This window comes from Streptomyces sp. NPDC043908, assembly GCF_056435525.1.
Window position 1 is genome coordinate 293377 of the sequence record NZ_JBWKEI010000010.1, and the last position, 26784, is coordinate 320160.

Below are 26784 nucleotides of genomic sequence, written 5' to 3' on the forward strand. Positions count from 1 at the left end.
GACGGGGCCGCCTCTCGCCGCGGTCCGGCGTCGCCTCGCCGCGGTCCTTCCGCTCGGGGCGTCTCCCCTTCCCCCGCTGTTCAGGCTGTTCAGGCCGTCTCCGACACCCGGCGGGCGTCCGCGTAAAAGTTGATCTTGTGGTCGAGCACGGCGAGGGTGTCCTGGAGCTCCGCCATGCGCGTCAGGACGTCGCGCCGGGTCTGCTCCAGGAGCTCCTGCCGGGCGTCGAAGGTGTGCGCGCCCTCCCGGACCAGCTCGGCGTAGCGGACCATGTCCGCGACCGGCATCCCCGTCAGCCGCAGCTTGCCGACGAAGGCCAGCCAGTCGAGGTCCTTGTTGGTGAACCGCCGCTGCCCGGTGTGCGAGCGGTCCACGTGCGGCATCAGGCCGATCCGCTCGTACCAGCGCAGGGTGTGCGCGGTGAGTCCGCTCAGCGCCGCGACCTCGCTGATCGTGTAGCGGTCCTGGCCCTCGGGGCGCGGGTGCGTCGGGCGGGCCTTGCACAGGTCCACGACCGCCGGCTTCACAGGGATGCTCTCGATCACCGTCATGACCCCCAACCTAGAAGGTTGGAGTGCACTCCAAGCAAGGGGATTGTGCGGCAGAGGTACCCGCGCGACCGTTCGCGGAGGTCCCCGCGGGACCGTTTAGGCTCGTACGCATGAAGAGCCTGGCGCTGATCGAGAACTGGCCCGTGCCGCACGCGGCCGCCGCCGTCGTCCGGGCGGACGGCACCGTCGCGGGCGCGCACGGCCCCACCGGGCAGCGCTTCCCGCTCGCCTCCGTCACCAAGCCGCTCGCCGCGTACGCCGCGCTGGTCGCGTACGAGGAGGGCGCCGTCGAGCTGGACGAGCCCGCCGGGCCCGAGGGCTCGACCGTACGGCATCTGCTGGCGCACACCTCGGGGCTCGCGTTCGACGAGCACCGGGTGATGGGGGCGCCCGGGGAGCGGCGGCTCTACTCCAACGCCGGGTTCGAGGTGCTGGGCGACCACATCGCCAAGGCGACGGACATCCCCTTCGCGGACTATCTGCGCCAGGCCGTGCTCGAACCGCTGGGGATGACGTCGACCTCGCTCGACGGCTCGCCCGCCAAGGACGGCGTCTCCACCGTCGACGACCTGGTGCGGTTCGCGGCGGAGGTGCAGGCGCCGCGGCTGCTGCACCCGATGACGGTCGCCGAGGCGATGACCGTGCAGTTCCCGGGGACGAAGGGGGTGCTGCCGGGGTTCGGGCACCAGAACCCCAACGACTGGGGCCTGGGGTTCGAGATCCGGTCCGCGAAGTCCCCCCACTGGACGGGGGCTTCCTCCTCGCCCCGGACCTTCGGGCACTTCGGGCAGGCGGGGACGTTCGTGTGGATCGACCCGGACGTCTCGGCCGCGTGCGTGGCTCTGACGGACCGGGCGTTCGGGCCGTGGGCGGCCGAGGTGTGGCCCGCGTTCACCGACGCGGTGCGGGGGGAACTCGGGTAGCCGGTCGGGTGCGGGTGGGTGGTGGGTTGCTCGCGCAGTTCCCCGCGCCCCTTTCGGCCCGGACTTTGTCTGCGGGACGGTGGTGGGTTGCTCGCGCAGTTCCCCGCGCCCCCTAGGTTGTCCGCCGCAGCCGGAGTACCCGGCTCAGCCGCAGGGAAAGCGCGCTACACCTCGTTCAGCTCCCAGAACAGCAGCTCCGCCCCGGTGCGGGCGATCGCTTCCAGGGCCGGCTCGTTCGTGGTGCGGGCCGCGTCGCCGGGGGCCAGCCGCTCGGGGCCCAGGTCGACCTCGCCCCGTACCACGTGGACGTACACCCCGGGCGCGTCCGGCACCGCCGTGCGCTCGCCGGGCGCGAGGCGGCGGACGTGCAGCAGCGCCCCGGACGCCAGGACCGCGTACGGCGTGGAGTCGGCTATGCCCCGGACGATCTCGTACGACGGGGTGCCGCCCGGCTCCCTGGGAGCGAGCCACATCTGGACGAAGACCAGCGGGGCCGTGCCGTCGTTGCGCTCCTCGTGCCGCACCCCGGCGGCCGAACTGAGGTGCTGGACGTCCCCCGGCCGTACGACCGTGGCGCGGCCCGTGGAGTCGCGGTGGGTGAGTTCGCCCTCCACCACCCAGGTGACGATCTCGGTATGGCTGTGCGGGTGTTCACCGAAGCCCGCCCCCGGGGCGAGCCGTTCCTCGTTGCAGGCCAGGACCGGGCCGAAGCGCAAGTTGTCCGGGTCGTAGAAACGGCCGAAGGAGAACGCGTGCAGGGACTCGATGCCGGCCGCCGCGTCACCGCCCCGGTAGCGCTCGTCGGCGCGCCTCACGGAAATCACGGGGTCCACGGTAGCCCCGCCGGGCGGCCCCGGAACGCCCCCCGAACCCCCGGCAGGACACACACCCGTCCTGATAAGGCAGTCTTGTCCCCGTGCCCGAACCCGAATCGCAGCAGCCGCCGCCGACCGCCGCCCATCCGCACACCGCGACCCTCAAGCGCCTTGAGCAGTCCTCCGGCCGGCTCGCCGCGAACGCGATCGCCCGCATGGACGCGACGCTGCCGTGGTACCGGGCGATGCCGCCGGAGAACCGGTCCTGGATCGGTCTGGTCGCGCAGGCCGGTATCGCGGCCTTCACCGAGTGGTTCCGGCACCCCGAGACCCCGCAGGCGATCTCCACGGACGTCTTCGGGACCGCGCCGCGCGAGCTGACCCGGGCGATCACCCTGCGCCAGACCGTCGAGATGGTGCGCACCACCATCGAGGTCATGGAGACGGCGATCGAGGAGGTCGCGGCGCCCGGCGACGAGTCGATCCTGCGCGAGGCCCTGCTCGTCTACGCGCGCGAGATCGCCTTCGCCACCGCCCAGGTGTACGCCCAGGCCGCCGAGGCACGCGGTGCCTGGGACGCCCGTCTGGAGTCGCTGGTGGTCAACGCGGTGCTCTCCGGCGAGGCCGACGAGGGGGCCGTCTCCCGGGCCGCCGCCCTCGGGTGGAACTCCCCCGAGCACGTGTGCGTGGTGCTCGGCACCGCCCCCGACGGCGACAGCGAACTGACCGTGGAGGCCATCCGGCGGGCCGCCCGGCACGCCAAGCTCCAGGTCCTCACCGGGGTGCTCGGGGACCGCCTGGTCGTGATCGCGGGCGGCAGCGACAATCCGCTCCAGGTCGCCAAGGCCCTGATCGGCCCGTACGCGGCCGGTCCCGTGGTGGCCGGACCGGTCGTCCCCGACCTGCTGGCGGCCACCCGCTCCGCCCAGGCCGCCGCCGCCGGCCTCAAGGCGTGCACCGCCTGGCAGGACGCTCCCCGGCCCGTTCTGGCGGACGATCTCCTCCCGGAGCGCGCGATCGCCTCCGATCCGGCTGCGCGGGAGCAGTTGGTGGAGGAGATCTACAGACCGCTGGAGGAGGCGGGCTCGGCGCTCCTGGAGACCCTGAGCGTCTATCTGGAACAGGCGAGCAGTCTCGAAGGCGCGGCCCGGATGCTCTTCGTCCACCCCAACACCGTGCGCTACCGGCTACGACGTGTGACGGACGTCACCGGCTGGTCCCCCTCCGATGTGCGTTCCGCCTTCACGCTCCGGATCGCCCTGATCCTGGGGCGTCTGGCCGACGGAGATCCTCAGTCCTAGACTTTTGTCGGACACCCACAATTCCCCCGACGGTTCTTCGTCCCTGTCCCCACGGGCGAGCAGGGCCGTCCACAAGAGAGAGTGTGAGAGTGCTCGTACTCGTCGCTCCCGGCCAAGGCGCTCAGACGCCCGGCTTCCTGACTCCCTGGCTCGACCTCCCCGGCGCCGCCGACCGGCTCGCCGCGTGGTCCGACGCCATCGGGCTCGACCTCGTCCACTACGGCACGCAGGCGGACGCGGACGCCATCCGCGACACCGCCGTGGCCCAGCCCCTGCTGGTCGCCGCCGGTCTGCTGTCCGCCGCGGCACTGGGTGACATCACCCCCGGCGCGGTGGCGGGCCACAGCGTCGGCGAGATCACCGCCACCGCGTACGCGGGCGTTCTCTCCGAGGAGGCCGCGCTCGGCTTCGTGCGCACCCGGGGCCTGGGCATGGCCCGCGCCGCGGCCATCACCGCGACCGGTATGTCCGCGCTGCTCGGCGGTGAGCCCGAGGTCGTCTTCCCGCACCTGGAGAAGCTCGGCCTCACCCCGGCGAACGTGAACGGCGCCGGGCAGGTCGTGGCCGCGGGCACCCTGGAGCAGCTGGCCGCCCTGGAGGCGGACAAGCCCGAGGGCGTGCGCCGGGTCGTGGCGCTGAAGGTCGCGGGCGCGTTCCACACGCACCACATGGCTCCCGCGGTCGAGGAGCTGCGCGAGGCCGCGGCCTCGCTCGACGTCTCCGACCCGAGGATCCCCTACGTCTCGAACGCCGACGGCGCCACGGTCGCCTCCGGCACCGAGGTCGTCAGCCGCCTGGTGAACCAGGTTTCGAACCCCGTCCGCTGGGACCTCTGCATGGAGAGGTTCCGGGAACTGGGTGCCACCGCGCTGATCGAGGTGTGCCCCGGCGGCACCCTGACCGGCCTGGCCAAGCGCGCGCTGCCCGGCGTGAGGACCGTCGCCCTGAAGTCCCCGGACGACCTCGACGCGGCCCGCGCGCTCATCGCCGAGACCGGGACGCCTGCCGCTGACGCGGCGGGTGCCGAATAAGGAGCCCCAGCAGCATGGCGAAGATCAAGCCCAGCAAGGGCGCGCCGTTCGCCCGGATCATGGGCGTCGGCGGCTACCGGCCGACCCGGGTGGTCCCCAACGAGGTCATCCTGGAGAAGATCGACTCGTCCGACGAGTGGATCCGCTCCCGCTCCGGCATCAGCACCCGGCACTGGGCCTCCGACGAGGAGACCGTGACGGCGATGTCGGTGGAGGCCGCGGGCAAGGCCATCGCGGACGCCGGTCTCACCCCCGAGCAGATCGGCGGAGTGATCGTCTCCACGGTCTCGCACTTCAAGCAGACCCCGGCCGTCGCCACCGAGATCGCGGACAAGATCGGCGCGGTCAAGCCGGCCGCGTTCGACATCTCCGCGGGCTGCGCGGGCTTCGGCTACGGCCTGACCCTCGCCAAGGGCATGATCGTCGAGGGTTCCGCGGAGTACGTGCTGGTCATCGGCGTCGAGCGGCTCAGCGACCTGACCGACCTGGAGGACCGCGCGACGGCCTTCCTGTTCGGTGACGGCGCGGGCGCGGTCGTCGTGGGCCCCGCGGACGAGCCGGGCATCGCCCGTACCGTCTGGGGCTCCGAGGGCGACAAGTCCGAGACCATCAAGCAGACCGTGCCGTGGACCGCGTACGACTCCGCGGGCAAGTTCCCTGCGATCACGCAGGAGGGCCAGGCGGTGTTCCGCTGGGCCGTGTTCGAGATGGCGAAGGTCGCCCAGCAGGCGCTGGACGCGGCCGGAATCAGCGCGGACGACCTGGACGTCTTCATTCCGCACCAGGCCAACATGCGGATCATCGACTCGATGGTGAAGACTCTCAAACTGCCGGAGCACGTCACGGTCGCCCGTGACGTGGAGACCACCGGCAACACCTCGGCCGCCTCGATCCCGCTCGCTATGGAGCGGCTCCTGGCGACCGGACAGGCGAAGAGCGGTGACACCGCGCTCGTCATCGGCTTCGGGGCGGGTCTCGTCTACGCCGCGACGGTCGTTACCCTCCCCTAGGCACACCGGATCTTCCGGATGCCCGCATACCCGTAAAAACACCGAAGGAGCGCCACATGGCCGCCACCCAGGAAGAGATCCTCGAGGGTCTCGCCGAGATCGTCAACGAGATCGCCGGTATCCCCGTCGAGGACGTCCAGCTGGACAAGTCCTTCACCGACGACCTGGACGTCGACTCGCTGTCCATGGTCGAGGTCGTCGTCGCCGCCGAAGAGCGCTTCGAGGTCAAGATCCCGGACGACGACGTCAAGAACCTCAAGACCGTCGGCGACGCCGCGGACTACATCCTGAAGCACCAGGCCTGAGTCCCCGACTCAGTCCCGGACTCAGTTCCGCGTGACTGCCGCCACCCGGCGGTGGCGCCGCTGATCCCCCCTTACACCGTGGAGAAATTTCCTGTGAGCTCGACCAATCGCACCGTGGTCGTCACCGGTATCGGCGCAACCACACCGCTGGGTGGCGACTCCGCCTCGACCTGGGAAGGTCTGCTGGCGGGCCGTTCCGGCGTCCGGCCCCTGGAGGGCGAGCGCTTCGCCGACCTCCCGGTCCGCATCGCCGCGACCGCCGCCGTCGACCCGGGCGAGGTACTGCCCCGCCCGCTCGCCCGCAAGCTGGACCGCTCGGCGCAGTTCGCGCTGATCGCGGCCAAGGAGGCCTGGGCCGACGCGGGCTACACCGCCCCCGCCGGCGACGACCAGCCCATCGCCCCCGAGCGCCTCGGCACGGTCATCGCCTCCGGTATCGGCGGCGTGACCACCCTGCTCGACCAGTACGACGTGCTCAAGGAGAAGGGCGTACGCCGCGTCTCCCCGCACACCGTCCCGATGCTGATGCCGAACTCCCCCTCGGCCAACGTCGGCCTGGAGGTGAACGCCCGCGCGGGCGTCCACACCCCCGTCTCCGCCTGTGCCTCGGGCGCCGAGGCGATCGGCTACGCCGTGGAGATGATCCGCACCGGCCGCGCCGACGTCGTGGTGGCCGGCGGCACCGAGGCGGCCATCCACCCGCTGCCCGTGGCGGCGTTCGCCAACATGATGGCGATGTCCAAGAACAACGAGAACCCCGAGCAGGCCTCGCGCCCGTACGACAAGGCCCGTGACGGCTTCGTCCTCGGCGAGGGCGCCGGTGTCGTCGTCCTGGAGTCGGCCGAGCACGCCGCCGAGCGCGGCGCCCGGGTCTACTGCGAGGTGCTCGGCCAGGGCCTGTCGGCCGACAGCCACCACATCGCGCAGCCCGAGCCGACCGGCCGGGGTGTCGCGGCGGCCCTGCAGAACCTGCTGGACTCCACGGACCTCAAGCCGTCCGAGGTCGTCCACCTCAACGCGCACGCGACGTCCACCCCGCAGGGCGACGTCGCCGAGATCAAGGCGCTGCGCAAGGTCCTCGGCGACGACATGGACCACATCGCGGTCTCCGCGACCAAGTCCATGACCGGGCACCTGCTCGGCGGCGCCGGCGGCATCGAGACCGTCGCGACGGTCCTGGCGCTGCACCACCGCGTCGCGCCCCCGACCATCAACGTCGACGAGCTCGACGCCGAGGTCGAGGCCGACATCGTGCGGGGCGAGCCGCGCGCGCTGCCGTCCGGGTCGATCGCCGCGATCAACAACTCGTTCGGCTTCGGCGGCCACAACGTCGTCCTGGCGTTCCGCTCCGTCTGAGCCGCGCGCGTCCACGGCGCCCGTAGCCGACCGGAAGGGCCCCCACCGCTCGGTGGGGGCCCTTCCCGCTGCTCACGGGCGCGTCGGCCCGGGGTGGTCAGACGACCTGGTGCAGCCACCGCACGGGCGCGCCCTCGCCCGCGTACCGGAACGGCTCCAGCTCGTCGTCCCAGGGCTTGCCGAGGAGGCGGGCGATCTCGGCCTCCAGGTCGGTCTCCTCGCGCAGCGAGCGGGCCAGCGCCGCCCGCAGCCGGTCCTCGGGGATCAGGATGTCGCCGTGGATGCCGGTGACGGCGTGGAAGATTCCCAGGTCGGGCGTGGCGCTGTAGCGCTCGCCCTCGGCCGTGGCGCACGGCTCCGCCGTGACCTCGAACCGCAGCATCTGCCATCCGCGCAGGGCGGACGCGAGTTTGGACGCCGTGCCGGGCTCGCCCTGCCAGGAGAACTCGGCTCTCCAGGTGCCGGGCGAGGCGGGCTGGCGGATCCAGTCGAGCTGGACGCGCACACCGAGCACCCCCGCCACGGCCCACTCGACGTGCGGGCACAGCGCGCGGGGGGCGGAGTGGATGTACAGAACTCCACGTGTCGTCACCGGGACCTCCAGTGCGGTTCGAGGTTCGCCTTCCCCAGCGGCCTCGCGCCCCTACCGGTCCCGGTCAGGACAGCACCTGACATTCTGCCCCGGGGTTCAACAGTAAACAGCATCGGGAGTTAATCTCCTGAATGGGGACAGTATGTGACGTGATGTAATTTACCGGAGCCGTCTGGCGTGGCACCTCTGGCTGGACGGGCCAAAGCTACCGCGCGGAGCAGACAGAAAGGTGTCGTACGGTCGGTCCTGGGCCCGGGAAACACGAAGCTTTCACTCGCCAGGACGCCAGGGGCACCCGAGGGAGGGGACCATGGGGATGGACCAGGGGACGCCGCCGACACGCCGGAGCCGCACCGGGCGGGGCCGCACCGCGCCCGCCGCCGCCCTCACCGCGCTCGCCCTCGCCGTCACGGCGGGGTGCACGAGCTCGGGCGCGCCGGTCGAGCACCGCCCCGGAACCGCCCGCAAGCCCTCGCCGACACCCTCCTCCCCCTGGAACCCGCGCCCCGCGTCGATCGCCGCCGTGGGCGACTCCATCACCCGGGGCTTCGACGCCTGCATGGTCCTCGCCGACTGCCCCGAGGCGTCCTGGGCGACCGGCAGCGACGCGGGGGTGCGCTCGCTGGCGTCCCGGCTGCTCGGCCCCGCCTCCGCCGCCGCCCGCAGCTGGAACTACGCCCGTACCGGCGCCCGGATGTCCGACCTCCCGGCCCAGCTGACCCGGGCCGCGGCCCACCGCCCCGAGCTGGTCACGGTGATGGTCGGCGGCAACGACGCCTGCCGCGACTCGGTCGACGGCATGACCTCGGTGGCCGACTTCCGGTCGGGCTTCGAGCGGTCACTGCGCCAGCTGCGCGCCGGACTGCCCAAGACGCAGGTGTACGTGTCGAGCGTGCCGGACCTCAAGCGCCTGTGGTCGCAGGGCCGGGGCAACGCGCTGGGCAAGCAGATCTGGAAGCTCGGCATCTGCCAGTCGATGCTGGGGGACGCCGACGACCTGGGGCCCGCGGCGGCCGAGCGGCGCGACGCGGTGTACGCGCGCGTGGTGGCGTACAACAAGGCGCTGAAGGAGGTGTGCGCGAAGGACCGTTACTGCCGCTACGACGGCGGCGCGGTCTTCGACTACCGCTTCACCGGCGAGCAGCTGAGCCACTGGGACTGGTTCCACCCCAGCAAGGACGGGCAGGGGCGGCTGGCGGAGATCGCGTACCGCAATGTGACGGCGGCGCGCCCGCCGGCCTGACGGCCGGATCCCTCCCGTCACTCCGAGACCCCCTGGTCACCGGGGAGTTCCTTCTCGATACTGGCCGCCCAGGCCTTGAGGGAAGGATGCCCAGTGGTTCGTGGACGGCGTGTACGGGGTGGACGGGGCGTACGGGTGGCGCGGCTCGCCCTGCTGGTCGCTTCGATGACGGTCGGCGCGGCGCTCGCGCCGGTCCCGGCGCAGGCGCAGGCGCGGACCGCGACGGGGGCGCCGCCGACGGTGGAGGAACAGCGCCTGGACCGGGCCGTTCCGCAGGAGATACTGCGGCGCTCCGGGTTCGACGACGTGGCCGCGCGGTTCGCTCGGGAGCTCGACGGCGTACGGTCCTACCGCGAGGCCGAGCGGCTGGTCGCCCGGGAGGGCGCCGGGCTGTGGCGGCGGGCGGTGGACCGGGCGCAGGGGCGCGGCCCGGCGGGCGGTGACCTGAGCCGGGGCGACGACCGGCCGCTGTACTGGGCGCGGCTGGGGATGACGCGCGAGCTGCGGGGCTGGGAGCCCGGGTTCGGGCTGTCGGCCGCGCGGCGGGCGGCCCTGCTCGACCGTCTGGAGCGGGGCTCGCGGGGCCAGGACTCGATTCGCCTCGGCTCGGGCGCCGGCTACAAGAGGATCCTGGTCACCGGCTTCGACCCGTTCACGCTCGACCGGGACATCCGGATCGGCAACCCCTCGGGGGCGACGGCGCTGGCGCTGGACGGCACCTGGATCAGCACGGCCGCCGGGCCCGCCCGGATCGAGACGGCGATGTTCCCCGTCCGCTGGGACGACTTCGCGGCGGGCACGGTCGAGCGGACGCTGCGGCCGGTGCTGCCCCGGGTGGACCTGTTCACCACGGTGAGCCAGGGGCGGGTCGGGCGGATCGACATCGAGCGCTTCAACGGGGCGTGGCGGGGCGGGTTCCCGGACAACGAGAACGTCTCGCGCACGGAGCCCGTGCCGGTCACCGACCCGGCGAGCCGGCCGCAGTGGACGAGGACGACGCTGCCGTACGCGGCGATCGTGGCGGCCCGCACCGGCCCGTTCCCGGTGTACGACCACACGTCGGTGACGGAGATCCCGGCGGGCGGCACGGGGCCGGTGGTACGGGAGGACGGGCCGTCGGCGGGGTCCGTGGCGCGGGCCGGGGGCGGGGGCGACTACCTCTCCAACGAGATCGCGTACCGGGCGACGCTGCTGCGGGACCGGCTGGGGCTGTCGGTCCCGGGGGGTCATGTGCACACGCCGGTGCTGGAGTTCGGGGCGGGGAACGAGGATCCGGCGTCGGGGGTGGTGACGGATGCGGGGTTCGAGCGGAATCGGGGGGTGATTGTGGGGCAGGTGCGGGCGATAGTGGCGGTAGCGCTTTCCCCCACCCCGCCCGTTCCCTAAACCCTCCGGGGGTGGGGTGGGGTGACTTGCCCGGGGGCGAGGTGACTTGTCCGGGGGCTGAGGTGTTTGCCGGGGGCTGCGCCCCCGGGCCCCCTGCTTGTCCGGGGCCTGCGGCCCCCGGCCCCGCTCCCGCTCCGCGGTGACCTGCGGACCGGCGGGGGCTGACCGCGCAGTTCCCCGCGCCCCTGATCGGCCGGAAGTTCGTCTGCGGGTTGACCTGGGCTGGTCGCGCAGTTCCCCGCGCCCCTGATCGGCCGGAAGTTCGTCTGGCGGTTGACCTGGGCTGGTCGCGCAGTTCCTCGCGCCCCTTCAGGGCCCGGTGGTCGGCTGACGGTTGACTTGGGTTGCTCGCGCCGTTCCCCGCGCCCCTCACGGGCGGGGCCTGCGGCCCCTGCCCTCTCGGTGCCGGTCACCCCAACCCCCCAGGGGCGCGGGGAACTGCGCGAGCAACCACACTCCACCCGCAGACAAAGGCCGGACCGAAAAGGGGCGCGGGGAACTGCGCGGCCAGCCCCCACCGGCCCGCAGACGAACGCCGCACGGACAAGGGGCGCGGGGAACTGCGCGACCAGCCCACCACCGGGCCGCTGGTGGAAGAAAGGGGGCGGGCCGTAGGTCCGCAAAGGGGGACGGGGCGGCAGCCCGTTGGTGTCGGGTCAGGGGTGTAGGGATGACACGTCCGAGGTTGCCAGGTCCGGGCGGGACGCCAGTACCCCCTGGACCGCCTCCAGCACCGGCAGACCCCCCACCCCCGTCGCCAGCGCCACATCCTTCGCCGCCAGCGCCACCGGGAAGTGCGCCTCCGTCGCGAACAGCCGGCCCACCAGACCCCCCAGCGGGCTCCCCTCCAGGGCCGAGCGCGTCAGGTCCTCCGGCAGGCCCAGCGCCCCCGCCAGACGCAGGGACTCCGCCACCAGGGCCACCCCGCCGATCACCCCGCTGATCAGGACCAGCTTGAGCGCCGCCCCGGTGCCCACCTCCCCGCACCGCCGTACCGACCCCAGCTCCGCCAGCAGCCCGTCCACCGGAGCGGTCTCGCCGCCCGCGAGGATCAGCAGTCCGCCGTCCGCGGCCCGGTCCACGCTCCCCATCACGGGCGCGTCGATGAACGCGACCCCGTCGGGGAGGCGGGACACCAGCTCGCGGACCGTGTCGGGGCCGACCGTCGACGTGTCGATCCACGTCGTCCCCGCCCGCAGCGCCGGAATCATCGCGTCCGTCACGGCGAGCGCCGCCGCCGGGTCCGCGAGCATCGTGATGACCACGTCGGCGCCGCGCACCGCCTCGGCGGGGTTCGCGGCGGCCGCGGCGCCCTCGGCCACCAGCGCCTCGGCCCTGGCGGACGTACGGTTCCAGACCGTCAGCCCGTACCCCGCCGCGAGCAGCCGCCTGGCCATCGGCGTGCCCATGCCGCCCAGCCCCAAGAACGCGATCTTCGTTTCGTTCGCCCTCATCGTCATCGTCATGGCATGACCGTATGGATCCCTCCATCCATGCCACAAGCGAATGTCTAGCATGTCAGGCATGAACAATCCGCATGGTGGTGCCCAGCCCGCCACCCACAGCCTCTACGACGTCTTCCTGCGGGTCGCCTCCGCCGGCTCGTTCACCGCCGCCGCCCAGGCGCTCGGCTACACCCAGTCCGCCGTGTCCCGGCAGGTCCAGGCGTTGGAGGAGGAGTTGGGGAGCGTGCTCTTCGACCGGCTGGCGCGCGGGGTGCGGCTCACCGAGGCGGGGCGGGTGCTGGTGCCGCACGCCGAGGCCGTACGGGACCGGCTCGCCGCCGCCCGGGCCGAGCTCGGCGCGCTGCGCACCCTCGACGGCGGGCTGCTGCGGGTGGGGGCGTTCTCGACCGCCGACGCCGCGCTGCTCCCGCGCGCCCTCGCCGCGTTCCGGCGGCGCCACCCGGGGGTGACCCTCGCCCGTACCGAGGGGCCCTCCGTGAAGCACCTCGGGCTGCTCGCCGCCGGGGAGCTGGACATCGCCGTGGTCAGCTCCACCGCGGGGCGCGCCCTCGACGGCTGTGCGCTGCGGCATCTGCTGGACGAGCCGATGTTCGTGGCGCTGCCGCGCGAGCACCCGCTGGCGGGCCGCGAGCGGCTGCGGCTGGCGGAGCTCGCCGACGAGGAGTGGGTGGCGGGCAGCACCCGCCCCGAGGACACGCTGATGCGGCCGGTCCTGGAGTCCGGGTTCCGCCCGCGCACCACCCTCGTCGTACGGGACTGGATCGCCAAGCAGGGCTTCGTCGCGGCCGGGCTCGGCGTGACCCTGCTGCCCGCCCTCGCCGCGGAGTCGGTCCGGGCGGACATCGTGCTCGTACCCCTGCACCCGGACGATGCTCCGCGCCGGGCGGTCTACGCGGCGACCCCGCATGGCCGCGCGGACTCCCCGGCCGTGGCCGCCTTCCTGGCCGAACTCCGGGCGGTCGCGGGACGGATCACCGGCCCGTCGGCCCGCCCGTAGCGGTCTCGGGGCGCGTCCGGGGCTCGGCACCGGGGCCGCTGTCGGAGTCGGAGGCGGAGTCGGGGTCCGGGGCGGTCTCGCCCAGCAGGTCCCGGACCATCAGCGTCGCCCCCGCCACCGCGCCGGGCATCAGGAACACCGCCACGAACGGCACCACGAACGCCAGCGCCAGCGGGACGCCGAAGCCGAGCACCAGCAGCCGGCGCGAACGCAGCAGGACGAGACGGTCCGCCAGCTCCACTCCCCGGCGCTGGAGCGCCACCGCCGTCAGCTCCTCGGCGAGGAAGAAGCCGGAGACGCAGAAGCCGATCGCGGGCACGACGGTCTGGCCGACCACCGGCAGGAAACCGAGGGCGAACAGGACGATTCCGTACAGGGCGACACGGGTCAGGACGCGGACGGAGTCACGGGCGGAGATCCACAGGTCGCGCCAGAGCGGCAGCCCGGACTCCGGCGCCTCGCCGCCGCTCTCCGCGCGGTCGACGTCCTCGGACAGCTTCTCGTAGAAGGGCTGGCCGACCAGGAGCGTCACCGCGGTGAAGGTGATGACCGCGAGGAAGAGGCCCATGGCGAAGACGAGCACCGTCAGGAAGCCACGGAACAGGCTCAGCCACGGCGAGGACCAGTCGTCGGCGAACGGGGTCGCCCAGTCGGCCAAGTCGTCCGCCCCGTAGGCGAGCCCGGTCAGCGCCGCCGCGTACAGGACCAGGGTGACCAGTCCGGGCAGCAGTCCCATCCCCAGGGACCGGCCGTGGCCGGTGACCCATCGCTGTCCTTTGACCAGATAACCGAAGCCCGCCCCGAGATCACGCATGGCCGAACTCTATCGGCCGGTATCCGCCCCTCCCGTACGCGCGTTCCCGCCCCCGGGCACGGCGAAGGGCCGCACCCCGCCGAGTGCGGCCCTTCGCGGGAAGCGGGGGGCGTCAGGCGACCGCGAGGTCCACGGTGATGTTGCCGCGCGTGGCCTTCGAGTACGGGCACACCTGGTGCGCCTTCTCCAGGAGGTCGCGGGCGGTGGCCGCGTCCAGGTTGGGGAGGGCGGCGGAGATCCTGACGATGATGCCGAAGCCCTCGTCGTTCTTGCCGATGCCGACCTCGGCCGTGACCGTGGAGCCGGATATGTCGGCGTTCTCCTGGCGCGCGACCACGCCGAGGGCGCCCTGGAAGCAGGCGCTGTAACCGGCCGCGAACAGCTGCTCCGGGTTGGTGCCCGCGCCGCTGCCGCCCATCGCCTTCGGCGGGTTCACGACCACGTCGAGCGCGCCGTCGTCGGTGGCGACCCGGCCGTCCCGCCCGTTCTCGGCGGTGGCGACGGCGGTGTAGAGGACGTCGGACTGCTGGATGGACATGCTGGGTGCTCCTCCTGGTCGTTCCCGGCCGCTCGCGCCCACGACAGCCGGGATGTGGAAAGACCTTATCGGATGGCGGAAGTCATCCGATAAGGTCTTTCCCTGTCGGCCTCCAGGAGTGGCCGAGGTCACTCGCCCAGCGAGACGACCATCTTTCCGGTGTTCTCACCGCGGAGCATGCCGAGGAAGGCGTCCACGCCGTTCTCGATGCCGCCGACGACCGTCTCGCCGTACTTCAGCTCACCGGAGGCGATCCAGCCGGCCACCTCCTGGACGAACTGCGGCTGGAGCGCCGCGTGGTCGCCGACGAGGATGCCCTGGAGCCGCAGCCGCTTGCCGATGATCATGGCCATGTTGCGCGGGCCCGGGGTCGGCTCGGTGTCGTTGTAGCCGGCGATCATGCCGCAGATGGTGGCGCGGCCGTGCACCTTCAGCGAGGAGATCGCGGCTTCCAGGTGCTCGCCGCCGACGTTGTCGAAGTAGACGTCGATGCCGTCCGGGGCGGCCTCGCGCAGCTGCTCGCGGACGGGGCCGTTCTTGTAGTTGAAGGCGGCGTCGAAGCCCAGCTCCTCCACCAGCCACTTCACCTTCTCGTCGGAGCCGGCCGAGCCGATCACCCGCGAGGCACCCTTGAGGCGGGCGAGCTGGCCGACCTGGCTGCCGACCGCGCCGGCCGCGCCGGAGACGAAGACCGCGTCGCCCTCCTTGAAGGAGGCGACCTCGAACAGGCCCGCGTACGCGGTCAGACCCGGCATGCCGAGCACGCCGAGGTAGGTCGAGAGCGGCGCCAGCGAGGCGTCCACCTTGGTGGCGTGCTTCGCGTCCACGTCCGCGTACTCGCGCCAGCCCAGCCCGTGCAGCACGTGGTCGCCGACGGCGAAGCGCTCGTCGCCCGAGGCGATGACCTCGCCGACCGCGCCGCCGTCCATCGGCTTGTCGAGCTGGAACGGCGGGACGTACGACTTCACGTCGTTCATCCGGCCGCGCATGTACGGGTCGACGGACATGAAGAGGTTGCGGACCAGGATCCGGCCCTCGGCGGGCGCGGCGACCGGGACCTCGCGGAGCGCGAAGTCGGTCGGGACCGGCCAGCCGTGCGGGCGGGAGACGAGGTGCCATTCACGGCCGGTGGCGGGGAGTGCGGACGGTGCGGACATGGGGTGCGTCCTCCTGGGGCGTCAACTTCAGGTACTGGTCGCCCGGCCACCGGGTGGTGGGGGGCCGGGCCCGTCGGGTACCAATTACTTCAGGTACTGAAACAACCATGCTCCTGAATATTTGAGATTGTCAAGTAACTCGGTACGCTGGTTCCATGGCCACGCGTATGGATGCCCTCACCCTCGAAGTCGTCGAACTCATCGGCTCGGTGGTGGGGCGCTACCACGAGGAGTACGAGCGCGCCGCCGCCGAGCACGCGCTCACCGGCGCGCAGGCGCGGGTGCTCGGGCTGCTCGCGCTGGAACCGGTGCCGATGCGGCACATCGCGCGGAAGCTGAAGTGCGAGCCGTCGAACGTCACCGGGATCATCGACCGCCTGGAGGCGCGCGGCCTCGTCGAGCGCCGCCCCGACCCGGCCGACCGCCGGGTCAAACTGGCCGCCCCGACGGAGGAGGGCCTGCGCACGGCGACCGCCCTGCGCGACTCCCTGGACTTCGCCCGCGAGCCGCTGGCACAGCTGTCGAAGGACGAGCGGACGGTGCTGCGGGATCTGCTGCGGCGGATGCTGGGGGTGGAGTAGGCACACCGGGCCGGCCAGGCGGGGCGGGCCGACTGAGGCCGCCGCCCTTCTTCCGGGTACCGGCGCTCCCCCGGGGGTGGGTTACAGGCACCACCAGAGGAACCGGTCACAGGTCTTGGTGGGCGCGGGTGTGGGCGTCGGGGACTGCGGGGGCGCCGGGGCCGACTCCGACGTGGAGGGCTCCGGGGACGTGGACGGCGGCGGCGACCCGTCCGACCCGCTGGGCGCGGGCGCCGGAGCGCTGGGCGCGCCGGTCATCCCGGTGGCCGGGTGCGAACCGCCGGGCGCGGGAGAGCCCTCCTCACCGGTCCCGGGCCCGCTCGCGGTAGCGCCCGGACCCGGCCGCGTACCGCCGGGGCCGGGGTGGTGCCCCGTGCCGTGACCGTTCCCGGCGGGGACCGCGCTGGGCCGCTTCGGGCCGCCCGCGTCGCTGGGGTCCGGCGCGGGCGCGGAGCTCTCCTGGGAGATCTGCTCCTCTTCGTGTACGGACGTGGCCGCGCCCCGTTCGTCCGGCGGCGGCTCCATGGCGAGCCGGGCCAGCCCCAGCGCGCCGGCCGCGAGGACCACACCCGCCGAACCGAACAGCACGAGGCGTCCGCGCCGCTTGCGGGCGCGGCGGCGCGGGCGGGCGGCCGCCCGGGGCGGCTCGCGGCGCGCGCGGCGGTGACCCGCGGGGGCCGGGGCCGCACCGGATGCGGCGGCCTCGTACACCCCGAGGTCGATGATTTCGGGCTGCCGCAGTTCCTCCGCGGGGGTGCCGCATCCGGCGCAGGCCAGTGCGCCGTTGAGGTGCCGTCGGCAGACGTGGCAGTAATCCATGGCCAACGGAGGCTATGCGCGCGGCGGTCGACAATGGGGGCCGGGAATGTGTGGATCTTGTGTGGAACCCCTCCTTCCGGGCGTGCCGGTGGCACGAAGTCGGGCGTTCGGTGCGTTGTCAGCGGGGCCGGGCAGGATGGGGACATGACGGACGCGCAGCCCCACGGTTTCGGCCCGCTCGACTTCCAGCTCGTCCTGCTGCGGCGGATGGCCGACCACCAGCCCGGGCTCGTCGAGGACGCCCGCCGCGAGCTGGGGGTGTCCGCCACCCGGATGCGGGAGGCCAACCGGCGCTGGCAGGCGATGACCCGCTCACCGCGCTCGCGCGGGGCGGCGGCGCGGTACCGGTCGGTGCTGGGCGAGCCGGAGGCGGTGGCCCGGCGCAGGGTCGGCGACCTGGAGTGCGAGGCACGGCTGTGGCCGGTGCCGCTGTGGCCGACGCTGCGGTTCGAGGTGCTGGCGGGGCCGGGTGGGGTGGTGTGGAACGAGTGGCTGGTCCGGGCGCCCGGGGAGCCGGGCCCGGTCCTGGAGACGGTGGCGGATCTGCGCCCGTGGTCCTGCACGGTGGAGGAGGCGTCCCGGGCGTTCCCCCCGGCCCGGCCGCGGGAGGGGGGTGCGCCGGGGCGGTGGGAGGTGGAGTTGGGGGTGGGAGTGGGAGTGGGTTCGGGTGCGGGTTCGGGTGCGGGTGGGGTTGTGGTGGGGGAGTTTTGCTGGGGGTTGTTGCAGGGGGTGCGGGGGGTGTAGGTGGGGTGGGGGGCGTTTGTGCCCGGACTTTGTGTGCGGGTCGGTGGACGGCTGATCGCGCAGTTCCCCGCGCCCCTGATTGGCCCGGGGTTCGTCTGCGGGTGGTCTGTGGCTAATCGCGCAGTTCCCCGCGCCCCTGATTGGCCCGGGGTTCGTCTGCCGGTGGTCTGTGGCTGATCGCGCAGTTCCCCGCGCCCCTGATTGGCCCGGGGTTCGTGTGCGGGTGGTCTCTGGCTGATCGCGCAGTTCCCCGCGCCCCTTGGGTAGACCGCCGGCCCCGGGGAGTGCGGCTCGGCCAGGGGCCCCTATTTGTCTGCGGACCGTGCGGGGCTGGTCGCGCAGTTCCCCGCGCCCCTTAGGCAGACGGCCGCACCCGGGGTGTCAGGCTCGGCCGGTGCCGGGCCTTTTCGGCTGCGGGTCGCGCTGGGTTGCTCGCGCAGTTCCCCGCGCCCCTGATGCGGACGGCCGCCTCCCAGAAAACGCCGCTCAGCCCCCACCCCCCAGGGGCGCGGGGAACTGCGCGACCAGCCGTCCACCCAGCCGCAGACAAAGACCGGGCACAAGACACCCCCAGGGGCGCGGGGAACTGCGCGACCAGCCGTCCACCCAGCCGCAGACAAAGACCGGGCACAAGAGCGCCCCGCGGACAAAGACCGGGCACAAGAGCGCCCCCGCAGACAAAGACCGGGCAAGCCGTCGCAGACCACGTCCCGGCACCGGCAGAGGCGCGCCGGGGCGGGGCGCCGTGTCCCCCGATCGGCCCTGCCCGGGCCCCCCTTGGCACTCGGTCAGCCGACGCCCGACCGGCTCAGCCCCGCGCGCGCCCCACCCCGCGGGGCCGGACGATTCGATCAAGGACCCCATCGGGAGGATCGCCGTGACCGTCAGTCTGGAGCAGTTGCGCCGTTGCCATGTAGCCGTCGACCTCGGGGCCGCGAGGACGCGCGTATTCGTCAAGGGACTGGGACTCGTCGTCGACGAGCCCAGCGTCGCGGCCGTCAACACCCAAACCGGCGCGCTGATCGCCGTCGGCACGTTCGCCGAGAAGATGACGGGCCGTACGCCCGACTACATCCGCGTCGCCCGCCCCGTCTCCGGCGGCACGGTCGTCGACATCGAGATGGCCCAGCGCATGCTGCGCCACCTGATCGGCGAGAAGCTCCGGCGACAGCTGCGGCGCAAGCCCCGGCTGCGCGCCGCCGCCAGCACCCCGCACGAGGCCGACCCGCTCGCCCAGCGCGCGACCGTGGAGACGCTGGTGGGCCTCGGCGCCCACCGGGTCGAGCTGGTCGACACCCTGATCGCGGCGGCCGTCGGCTGCGGGCTCCCGGTGGAGCAGCCGACCGCCACCATGATCATGGTGTGCGGCGCGGCCACCACCCAGATCGCGGTGCTCTCGCTCGGCGCGATCGTCACCGCCCAGCGCATCCCGGTCGGCGGCGACGCCATCGACCACGCCGTCATCCAGCACCTGCGCCACCAGCACGAGCTGATGCTGCCGAGCCAGTCCGTACGCCCCCTCCAGATCGCCCTCAGCGGCAACGGCCTCACCCCGCACGGCCCCGCCTCCACCGAGATCCACGGCCGTGACGTCGCCACCGGCCTCGCCCGTTCGGTCCGGGTCGACACCGCGGCCGTACGCAACGCGATCCACACCCCGCTGACCGCCGTCCTCGACGGCATCGGCAAGGTGCTGCGCGACTGCCCGCCGGACCTCGTCGCGGACCTCGCGGACCGGGGGATCATGATGGTCGGCGGCAGCGCCCTGCTGCCGGGCCTGGACCAGATGCTGCGCAAGGCGACGGGCATGCCGGTGGCCATCGCCGAACGCCCGGACGTCTGCGCCATCCTGGGCCTGGGCGCGATGCTGGACGGCCAGATCGAGCCGATGGTCCTCGACCCGCTGGCGGAGTGAGGCGGGTGCCGGACGGGACCGGGGCCGGGACCGGGGCCAGGTCTGGGCCCGGGACGGACGCCGTATCCAGCAGCGGGACCGAGGCCGGAACCGGGGCCGAGGCGGACGCCGTATCCAGCACCGGAACCGAACCCGGGACCGGAACCGAAACCGGACCCGGACCCAGAACCGGGACCGGGACCGGGGCTGCTCCCCTCCCCCTCCTCCTGGATGCCGTCCTCGGCGTCGGCTCCGAGCGCGAACTGCACACCACCCTCCAGCACATCGTCGACACCGCCGCCGAGCTGACCGACGCGCGGTACGGCGCGCTCGGCGTGCTCGACCCCGAGCGCGGGCGGCTCACCGGGCTGTTCACGGCCGGGCTCACCGGCGCCGAGCGGGAGCGGATCGCGGCGCTCCCGGACGGGTGCGCCGGGGTGCTGGGCGCGCTCGCCGACGGCACGCGGCCACAGCGGGTGGCCGATCCCGCCGACGGCACGCCACCACCGCGGGCGGCCGATCCCGCCGCCGACCCGCGCTCCTCGGGCGCGCCGCCCGGCCATCCGCCGACGCACGCGTTCCTGGGCGTCCCCATCCGCGTACACACCGAGGTGTTCGGCCATCTCTGTGTGACCGACAGGCGCGGGGGCGCGTTCACCGACGAGGACCTGGCGCTGCTGCGGGTCCTCGCCTCGCAAGCCGGGATCGCGATCGGCAACGCGCGACTGTACGAGACGGCCCGGCGCCGTGAGCGGTGGATCGAGGGCGCCGCCGCCGTCACCACCTCGCTGCTGACCGGCGACACGGCGGCCGACGCGCTGATGACGGTCGCCGAGCGGGCCAGGCTGCTCGCGGACGCGGCGGCCGGGGTGGTGCTCCAACCCACCCCGGAGGGCGGGATGGAGATCGTCGCCGCCTCCGCGCCGGACGACCCCGGCGACATCGTCGGCACCACCATCGCGCCGGGCTCCCCCGTCCTGGTCCAGCTGCTCGGCGGCGAGCCGGTGTTCATCGAGGACTCCGCGACCGACCCGAGGATGACCACCCACGTACGGACGCGGTTCGGGCCGAGCATGATGCTGCCGCTGCAGAGCGGCGGCAAGCTCATCGGCACGCTCGCGCTCCCCCGGCGCCGCGGGGCCGAGCCGTACAGCGCCGTGGACCGGCTGCTGGCCGCGCAGTTCGCCTCGCAGGCGGCGCTCGCGCTCGTCCTCGCCGACGCGCAGCACAACCGGGAGCGGCTCGCGGTGTACGAGGACCGCGACCGTATCGCCCGCGATCTGCACGACCTCGTCGTCCAGCGGCTGTTCGCCACCGAGATGATGCTGGAGTCGACGCGCCGGCGCGCCGCGAAGGCCGCCGGCGACGACACCGACGAGCTGCTCACCCGGGCCGTGGACGAGCTGGACTCCACGATCCAGGAGGTCCGTACCGCCATCTTCGCTCTCCAGCAGCCGCCCGCCGAGGCGCCGACGACCGTACGGGGCCGGGTGCTGCGCGAGACGGACGGCGCGGGCGCCCTGCTCGGGTTCCGTCCGTCGGTGCGGTTCGAGGGCGCGGTGGACACGGTCGTCGGCGAACCGGCCGCCGGGCAGCTGGTCGCCGCCCTGCGCACGGCGCTCGCCGCCGCGCACCGCCGCCCGGGCGTCTCCTCCGTCCAGGTCCTGGTGGACGCCGCGGCGGTCCTGCCGGACGGGCGGGCGGGGGTCCGCCTGGAGGTCACGGACGACGGAACGGGCGACGGGAGGGGGGACGGGACGGGCGACGGGAGGGGGGACGGGACGGGGGGCGCGAGCGGTGATGACGTGGCGCGCGGGACGACGGTGACCTGGCAGTCACCGGTGTGACCGGGGCTCAGAGCCGGAACGCACTGGCCGTCGCCGGTGTGACCCGGGGCTCAGGGCCGGAACGCACTGGCCGTCGCCGGTATGACCCGGGGCTCAGGGTCCGGACGCCGCGCGCAGCGCGATCCGGGTGTGGGAGTGGGCCGCGCCCGCCTCCCGTTTCAGCCGGCGCAGCAGCCCGTCGAGCGCCGCCGGATCGGCCGCCCTCGCCCGTACGAGATAGTCGTGCTCGCCCGTGACGTGCACGACCTCCGTGATGCCCGGCAGCTTCAGGGCGACCTTCTCGAACTCCTCGTTCGTGGTGTCCAGGCGCAGGGTGACGTCGATGAAGACGACGAGCCCCGCCCCCGCGTCGGCCGTCGGGTCGATGAGGGTGGTGAAGCCCCGGATGACGCCCTCGCGGCGCATCCGCCGCACCCGCTCGGCGGCGGCGTTGGCGCTGAGCCCCACCTTCGTCCCCAGGTCGCGGTACGAGATCCGCGCATCCTCCCGCAGTACGGCGAGGATTTCTCTGTCCAAGCGGTCCATACCGCGATTGTCGCAGTCCGCGCCGATATCCGGCCGCGTACCCGGCGGGCGTGGCCGGACAGTACCCCCATGAGCGAGATGTGGACGACGGCGGTGGCGGGTGCGGCGGCGGGCCTGGGCGTGGCGATGCCGGTGGGCGCGGTCGGGGTGCTGCTCGTCCAGCAGGGCATGCGCGACCGGCGCGGCGCGGTCGCGGCGGCCTCGGCGGTGGCGGTGGTCGACTTCGCGTACGCGGCGGTGGCCACGGCGCTCGGCCCGTGGGTGGCGTCGACGCTCGCGGGGGTGGAGGCGTGGGTACGGCTGGTGGCGGCGGGCGTGCTGATGGTGATCGCGGGGCGGGGGCTGTGGGGGTCCCGGGGCCCGGCGACGCCCCCAGGACCGGCGGTGGCCGGGGCGGACGGCAGCCGGCACGCCTCCACGGGACCGGTCGCCGGGACGGACGGCAGCCCGCCCGCCCCCACGGAGCCGGTCGCCGAGGTGGACGGGAGCCCGTCCGCCCCCACGGGACCGGTCGCCAGGGCGAACGGCGATTCGCACGCCGCCACAGGACCGGCGATCGCCGGGGCGGACGGCAGCCCGTCCGCCCCCACGGAGCGCCTCACCGCACCCGGCGCGCACTCCTCCGCCCCGACGAAGGGCGTCACCTCACCCGGCGGCGGCCACTCCCCCGCCCCCGCGGAACCGGCCACCACCGCCACCGCCCCCGCGGCCGTACCGCCGGACGCGACCCCCGCCCGCGTCTTCGTCCGCTTCGCCGCCCTCACCCTCGTCAACCCCACCACGGCCCTCTACTTCACCGCGCTCACCACCGCCCAGGGCAGCACCCTGCACGGCGGCGGCAGCGGGGCCGTGTTCGTCGCGGCGGTGTTCGGCGCCTCCTTCGTGTGGCAGCAACTGCTCGTCGCGGCGAGCGGGTTCGCCGGGGCGCGGATCTCCGAGGCGGCCCGGACGTGGACGTTCCGGATCGGCTACGGGCTGGTCGCGGCGTACGCGGTCAAGGTCGCGCTGCCGCTTCCCTGATCGCGGCGCCACCCCCTCGCCCCCACTGCCGCTTCCCTGATCGCGCCCCCCTCGCCCCCACTGCCACCTCCCTCACCGCGCCACCACCCCCTCGCACCGCTCTGCCACCTCCTTGATCGCGGTGCCGCGTAGGGTTTCGGGTGGCCCTTCCGGGCCGGTGTTCCTGCCTGATCGCCGTCGACTGCGAGGAGCCCTCTCCCGTGTCCCCTCTCCTTCCCGCGCTGCGCACCGCCGACCGCAAGGAAGCCCTGCGGTTCGGCGAGCACTCCCTCACCTACGCGGAACTCGCCGGGGCCGCGGGCGCCCTGGCGGGCCGGCTCGCCGGAGCCGGTCGTGTCGCGGTCTGGGCGACGCCGAGCCCGGAGACGGTCGTCGGGGTGGTGGCGGCGCTGCTGGCCGGGGTCCCGGCCGTACCGCTGAACCCGAAAACGGGCGGGCGCGAACTGGCGCACATCCTGGCGGACAGCGCGCCGACGGCCGTCCTCGCCGCCCCCGACGCGTCGCTGCCGCCCGCGCTGGAGGCGCTGACCAGGATCGGCGTACGTACGACGGCGGAGCCGGGCGCGGAGCTCCCGGCCGCCGAACCCGACCCCGCCTCCCCCGCCTTCGTCGTCTACACCTCCGGCACCACCGGCCCGCCCAAGGGGGCCGTCCTGCCCCGCCGGGCCGTCGCCGTCACGCTCGACGCGCTGGCGGAGGTCTGGGCCTGGACGGACCGGGACGTCCTCGTCCACGGGCTGCCGCTCTTCCACGTCCACGGGCTGATCCTCGGCGTCCTCGGCCCGCTGCGGCGCGGCGGCTCGGTGCGCCACTTGGGCAGGTTCTCGGTGGAGGGGGTGGCCCGCGAGCTGTCGGCGGGGGCGACGATGCTGTTCGGGGTGCCGACGATGTACCACCGGATCGCCGAATCCCTCGACACGGACCGGGCGTTGGCGAAGGCGCTGGCCGGGGCGCGGCTGCTGGTGTCGGGGTCGGCGGCGCTGCCCGTCCACGACCACCGCCGGATCGAGGCGGCGACCGGCCGCACGGTGATCGAGCGGTACGGGATGACCGAGACGCTGATGAACACGAGCGTACGGGTCGACGGCGAGCCGCGGCCGGGAACGGTCGGCGTGCCGCTGCCGGGCGTGGAGCTGCGTCTCGCGGACGAGTCGGACGGCATCGGCGAGATCCAGGTGCGCGGCCCGCACCTGTTCACCGGCTACCTCAACCGGCCGGAGGCCACCGCGGCCGCCTTCACCGAGGACGGCTGGTTCCGTACCGGCGACATGGCGAGCCTGGACGCGGACGGTTACGTACGGATCGTGGGCCGCAGGGCCACCGACCTGATCAAGAGCGGCGGTTACAAGATCGGGGCGGGTGAGATCGAGAACGCGCTGCTCGACCACCCCGCGGTGCGCGAGGCCGCCGTCACCGGTGAGCCGGACGCCGATCTCGGGGAACGGATCGTGGCGTGGGTGGTCGCGGCCGATCCCCAGGCGCCGCCCACGGCCGAGGAGTTGGCCGCGCATGTGGCGGCCCAGCTCTCCCCGCACAAACGGCCGCGTACGGTCCGCTTCCTTCAGGCGCTGCCGCGCAACGACATGGGCAAGATCATGAAGCGGGCGCTGGGAAATGGCTGAGCGGCTGACCGCGCGGGCGGCGATCGCGGCGGCCACGTCCGCCTTCACCGAACTGTTCCCGCCCGAGCGCGAGACGGGCCCGGCGGAGGGCCCGCTCGGCTGGGAGGGGTACGCGGCGTCGAGGGCGCGGGCGGCGGAGCGCACCGGCGAGCAGGAGTCGGTGGTGTACGGCCTGGCGGAGGCGGAAGGGCGGGCCTGTGTCCTGCTGGCCTTCGAGTTCGGCTTCCTCGGCGGGTCGTTGGGGCAGCGCACGGGCGACCGCCTGGAGGCGGCGTACCGGGCGGCGCGGGAGCGGCGGCTGCCGCTGGTGTCGCTGATCGCGACCGGCGGCAGCCGGATGCAGGAGGGCATGGTCGCGCTCACCCAGCTCCAGCGGGTGGCCCGCCAGTCCGCGCTGCTGCGCGCCGCCGGGCTGCCGCAGATCGCGGTCCTGCGCGACCCGACGACCGGTGGCGGCTGGGCCACGCTGGGCGCGGGCGCGGACGTGGTCCTGGCGCTGCCGGGCGCGCAGGTGGGCTTCGCGGGCTCCCGGGTCCGCCCCGCCGACGCGGACCCCGCGGCGTACGCGGCCGAGGGGCAGCTCGCGGCCGGGGCGGTGGACGCGGTGGTGCCGGTGGCGGAGCTGCGCGGGGTGCTGGGGAGGTGGCTGGGGCTGCTCTCCGGCGGGGTTCCGGGCGGCCCGGTGGCCCCGGCGGACGTGCCCGCGCCGCTGGGCGGGGCGGGGCTGCCGGGGACGGGCTGGGAGGCGGTCGAGCAGGCGCGGGCCGCGTCCCGCCCCCGGGCGGCCGCCTACCTCGACGCCTACTTCACCCACCGCCTGCCGATCAGCGGGGACCGCTGCGGGGGTGTGGACGCGGGGATGCTGTGCGGTTTCGGGTCGCGGGACGGCCGTACGGTGGCGTACGCGGCCCAGACCGGCACCGCGACCCGCCCCGCGGGCTACCGCACCGCCGCCCGCCTCCTCCACCTGGCCGACCGCCTCGGCGTGCCCGTCCTGACCCTGGTCGACACCCCGGGCGCGGCGAACGACGCGGCGGCGGAACGGGCCGGGCAGGGGGCGGCCGTCGCGGAGTGCTTCGGGGCGGTGGCGGGGGTGGGGGTGCCGGTGACGACGCTGGTGATCGGCGAGGGCGGCTCGGGCGGCGCCCTGGCCCTCGCGTCCCCCGGCCGCACCTGGCTGACCCCGTCGAGCTACTTCTCGGTGATCGCGCCGGAGTTGGCGGCGGCGATTCTGAAGCGGGGGGAGGGCGAAGTCCGGGGGACGGCGGACCAGCTGGGCCTCCGCCCCCAGGACCTGGTACGCCTGGGCCTGGCCCGAGGCGTGATCTCCCCCACCCCGCCCGTTCCCTAGATCCTGCGGGGTGGGTGGGGGAGCCGCTTCCCGGGGCTACGCCCCGGACCCCGGACCGGGGCCTGCGGCTCTGTGGACGGTCTTGGCGGCGCTGGTCGCGGCTGGAGGCACTGGCTCAGGGCGAGGCTCCACGGGCGGAAGCGCTCGCGAGAACGCGATGTCGAGTTCGCGTTCCGCGCGGGCCTCCCGCTTCGCGTGCTGCTCCGGGTCGATACCGAATCGCTCGGGCCGTGGCCAGGGCAGGCCCGTTCCCAGCACCTCGGCGAGTGCCTTGTTGTAGAGCGCGTGGCGGATGCAGTACCTGATGGCGCTGGAATGACCCGCGTCGGCGGCCCCCAGCAACTGGGCGTCGTCGTACCGCATGGCGGCTGCCATCAAGAAGTGGTGGTACGCCTCGGTGTACTGCACCGTGACGTGGTACTGCCATGCGTGACGCTCTACACCGTGGTACTCGTCGTTGTTCTTGGCGTGAACGCGAGAGTCTGCGACGCGCGGGCGGTGGTCCGCCCAGGGATAGCCCGTGCGCATCGTCGGAAAGGTGACTGCCGGGCCCATCGGGAAATACTTCTTGAGGAGATCGACTGCCAGGTCCCAGTACTCGGGCTTCCACTCGTCGTCCACCGTCAACTCAGTTTCCTCCAGGCGCCGTACAAGATGAGCGAAGCTATCTCATGTCCGGCGCGGCACGCGAGCGCATTGGTCCCGGCTCCCCGTCGGAAGTGGGTCCCACGTCTGCCACCGGTGCAGTTGGCGACGCCGGTACAGACTTGCGCAGTCCATAACCCAAGGCGTGGCGGGCACCGTCCAGGCTCATGCTCAGGCGACCAGGCCGAGCAGGAAGCGGCACGGCTTCGCCGGTCGAATGCGGCGCAGAAGGGGAGCGGCGACGCGGCCTT

At 73.8% G+C, this 26784-nt stretch carries 26 protein-coding genes; 16 read left to right on the forward strand and 10 right to left on the reverse strand.

The genetic code is table 11. The features are described 5' to 3' along the window. Positions 1–89: 89 nt before the first annotated feature. Entirely contained in the window at positions 90–551 is a 462-nt protein-coding gene (locus tag AC069K_RS23220) for a MerR family transcriptional regulator (protein WP_478619261.1), read from the reverse strand. Positions 552–661: 110 nt separating this feature from the next. Here AC069K_RS23220 and AC069K_RS23225 point away from each other — a divergent pair, with 110 nt between their 5' ends. Further along, positions 662–1474 (forward strand): serine hydrolase domain-containing protein, encoded by an 813-nt coding sequence (locus AC069K_RS23225; RefSeq protein WP_478619264.1) that lies wholly within the window; start codon positions 662–664, stop codon positions 1472–1474. Between the two features lie 164 nt (positions 1475–1638). Here the strand turns inward: AC069K_RS23225 and AC069K_RS23230 are convergent, their stop codons facing one another. After that, entirely contained in the window at positions 1639–2298 is a 660-nt protein-coding gene (locus AC069K_RS23230) for a pirin family protein (protein WP_478619267.1), read from the reverse strand. 92 nt (positions 2299–2390) lie between these two features. Between AC069K_RS23230 and AC069K_RS23235 the strand changes: the two genes are divergently transcribed. From AC069K_RS23235 to fabF, 5 genes are all read left to right on the forward strand, one after another. After that, positions 2391–3590: a PucR family transcriptional regulator gene (locus tag AC069K_RS23235; RefSeq protein ID WP_365111394.1), complete on the forward strand. Its 1200-nt coding sequence runs from the start codon at positions 2391–2393 to the stop codon at positions 3588–3590. Between the two features lie 89 nt (positions 3591–3679). After that, a complete protein-coding gene (locus AC069K_RS23240; protein ID WP_478619269.1) occupies positions 3680–4621 on the forward strand; it encodes an ACP S-malonyltransferase in 942 nt (313 codons plus the stop codon). 14 nt (positions 4622–4635) lie between these two features. Beyond that, complete coding sequence (locus tag AC069K_RS23245; protein ID WP_365111387.1) at positions 4636–5631, forward strand: ketoacyl-ACP synthase III; 996 nt, start codon at positions 4636–4638, stop codon at positions 5629–5631. A gap of 56 nt (positions 5632–5687) precedes the next feature. Then, positions 5688–5936: an acyl carrier protein gene (locus tag AC069K_RS23250; RefSeq protein ID WP_356825481.1), complete on the forward strand. Its 249-nt coding sequence runs from the start codon at positions 5688–5690 to the stop codon at positions 5934–5936. A gap of 93 nt (positions 5937–6029) precedes the next feature. Then, the gene (gene fabF, locus AC069K_RS23255; RefSeq protein WP_365111384.1) at positions 6030–7292 is read left to right on the forward strand and encodes a beta-ketoacyl-ACP synthase II; all 1263 of its coding nucleotides are present in this window, start codon (positions 6030–6032) and stop codon (positions 7290–7292) included. 97 nt (positions 7293–7389) lie between these two features. Here fabF and AC069K_RS23260 read toward each other — a convergent pair whose 3' ends face one another. Further along, entirely contained in the window at positions 7390–7884 is a 495-nt protein-coding gene (locus tag AC069K_RS23260; RefSeq protein ID WP_358835754.1) for a DUF3145 domain-containing protein, read from the reverse strand. Between the two features lie 316 nt (positions 7885–8200). On the opposite strand from AC069K_RS23260, the gene AC069K_RS23265 reads away from it, so the two are divergent. Beyond that, complete coding sequence (locus AC069K_RS23265) at positions 8201–9127, forward strand: SGNH/GDSL hydrolase family protein (protein WP_365111494.1); 927 nt, start codon at positions 8201–8203, stop codon at positions 9125–9127. A 165-nt stretch (positions 9128–9292) separates the two neighbouring features. Then, the gene (locus tag AC069K_RS23270; protein WP_478619419.1) at positions 9293–10513 is read left to right on the forward strand and encodes a pyroglutamyl-peptidase I; all 1221 of its coding nucleotides are present in this window, start codon (positions 9293–9295) and stop codon (positions 10511–10513) included. Positions 10514–11169: 656 nt separating this feature from the next. Here the strand turns inward: AC069K_RS23270 and AC069K_RS23275 are convergent. Then, the gene (locus tag AC069K_RS23275) at positions 11170–11979 is read right to left on the reverse strand and encodes an NAD(P)-dependent oxidoreductase (RefSeq protein ID WP_478619276.1); all 810 of its coding nucleotides are present in this window, start codon (positions 11977–11979) and stop codon (positions 11170–11172) included. A 58-nt stretch (positions 11980–12037) separates the two neighbouring features. On the opposite strand from AC069K_RS23275, the gene AC069K_RS23280 reads away from it, so the two are divergent. Further along, positions 12038–12976, forward strand: a complete 939-nt coding sequence (locus AC069K_RS23280) for a LysR family transcriptional regulator (protein ID WP_478619279.1) — start codon at positions 12038–12040, stop codon at positions 12974–12976. On the opposite strand, the gene AC069K_RS23285 is transcribed toward AC069K_RS23280, so the two are convergent. The 3 genes from AC069K_RS23285 to AC069K_RS23295 form a co-directional block, all read right to left on the reverse strand. Further along, the gene (locus AC069K_RS23285; protein WP_478619282.1) at positions 12951–13790 is read right to left on the reverse strand and encodes an EI24 domain-containing protein; all 840 of its coding nucleotides are present in this window, start codon (positions 13788–13790) and stop codon (positions 12951–12953) included. The two genes, AC069K_RS23280 and AC069K_RS23285, sit on opposite strands and share 26 nt — an antisense overlap. A gap of 112 nt (positions 13791–13902) precedes the next feature. After that, a complete protein-coding gene (locus AC069K_RS23290; protein ID WP_365114003.1) occupies positions 13903–14328 on the reverse strand; it encodes an organic hydroperoxide resistance protein in 426 nt (141 codons plus the stop codon). Positions 14329–14456: 128 nt separating this feature from the next. Continuing rightward, the gene (locus AC069K_RS23295; protein ID WP_478619287.1) at positions 14457–15485 is read right to left on the reverse strand and encodes an NADP-dependent oxidoreductase; all 1029 of its coding nucleotides are present in this window, start codon (positions 15483–15485) and stop codon (positions 14457–14459) included. A gap of 155 nt (positions 15486–15640) precedes the next feature. On the opposite strand from AC069K_RS23295, the gene AC069K_RS23300 reads away from it, so the two are divergent. Next, positions 15641–16066 carry a MarR family winged helix-turn-helix transcriptional regulator gene (locus tag AC069K_RS23300; RefSeq protein WP_365114007.1) on the forward strand — a complete coding sequence of 142 codons (426 nt, stop codon included), beginning with the start codon at positions 15641–15643 and terminating at the stop codon, positions 16064–16066. A gap of 81 nt (positions 16067–16147) precedes the next feature. Here the strand turns inward: AC069K_RS23300 and AC069K_RS23305 are convergent, their stop codons facing one another. Continuing rightward, complete coding sequence (locus AC069K_RS23305) at positions 16148–16885, reverse strand: SCO2400 family protein (protein WP_478619290.1); 738 nt, start codon at positions 16883–16885, stop codon at positions 16148–16150. A 144-nt stretch (positions 16886–17029) separates the two neighbouring features. Between AC069K_RS23305 and AC069K_RS23310 the strand changes: the two genes are divergently transcribed. The 3 genes from AC069K_RS23310 (at position 17030) to AC069K_RS23320 (ending at position 21370) form a co-directional block, all read left to right on the forward strand. Next, complete coding sequence (locus AC069K_RS23310) at positions 17030–17629, forward strand: hypothetical protein (protein WP_478619293.1); 600 nt, start codon at positions 17030–17032, stop codon at positions 17627–17629. An 877-nt stretch (positions 17630–18506) separates the two neighbouring features. Beyond that, positions 18507–19544, forward strand: coding sequence for a rod shape-determining protein (locus AC069K_RS23315; protein WP_358837319.1), 1038 nt, complete (start codon positions 18507–18509; stop codon positions 19542–19544). Between the two features lie 206 nt (positions 19545–19750). Then, positions 19751–21370 carry a GAF domain-containing protein gene (locus tag AC069K_RS23320; protein ID WP_478619422.1) on the forward strand — a complete coding sequence of 540 codons (1620 nt, stop codon included), beginning with the start codon at positions 19751–19753 and terminating at the stop codon, positions 21368–21370. A gap of 93 nt (positions 21371–21463) precedes the next feature. On the opposite strand, the gene AC069K_RS23325 is transcribed toward AC069K_RS23320, so the two are convergent. Beyond that, positions 21464–21895, reverse strand: coding sequence for an Lrp/AsnC family transcriptional regulator (locus AC069K_RS23325; protein ID WP_358837318.1), 432 nt, complete (start codon positions 21893–21895; stop codon positions 21464–21466). Between the two features lie 69 nt (positions 21896–21964). On the opposite strand from AC069K_RS23325, the gene AC069K_RS23330 reads away from it, so the two are divergent. The 3 genes from AC069K_RS23330 to AC069K_RS23340 all read left to right on the forward strand — a co-directional run bounded on the left by AC069K_RS23330 (position 21965) and on the right by AC069K_RS23340 (position 25888). Continuing rightward, positions 21965–22915, forward strand: coding sequence for a hypothetical protein (locus AC069K_RS23330; RefSeq protein ID WP_478619298.1), 951 nt, complete (start codon positions 21965–21967; stop codon positions 22913–22915). A gap of 200 nt (positions 22916–23115) precedes the next feature. Then, positions 23116–24537 (forward strand): acyl-CoA synthetase, encoded by a 1422-nt coding sequence (locus AC069K_RS23335; protein WP_478619301.1) that lies wholly within the window; start codon positions 23116–23118, stop codon positions 24535–24537. Continuing rightward, positions 24530–25888, forward strand: a complete 1359-nt coding sequence (locus tag AC069K_RS23340) for a carboxyl transferase domain-containing protein (RefSeq protein WP_478619304.1) — start codon at positions 24530–24532, stop codon at positions 25886–25888. Before AC069K_RS23335 ends, AC069K_RS23340 begins: the two co-directional genes overlap by 8 nt. 36 nt (positions 25889–25924) lie before the next feature. Here the strand turns inward: AC069K_RS23340 and AC069K_RS23345 are convergent, their stop codons facing one another. After that, the gene (locus tag AC069K_RS23345; protein ID WP_478619307.1) at positions 25925–26515 is read right to left on the reverse strand and encodes a hypothetical protein; all 591 of its coding nucleotides are present in this window, start codon (positions 26513–26515) and stop codon (positions 25925–25927) included. Positions 26516–26784: the final 269 nt, after the last annotated feature.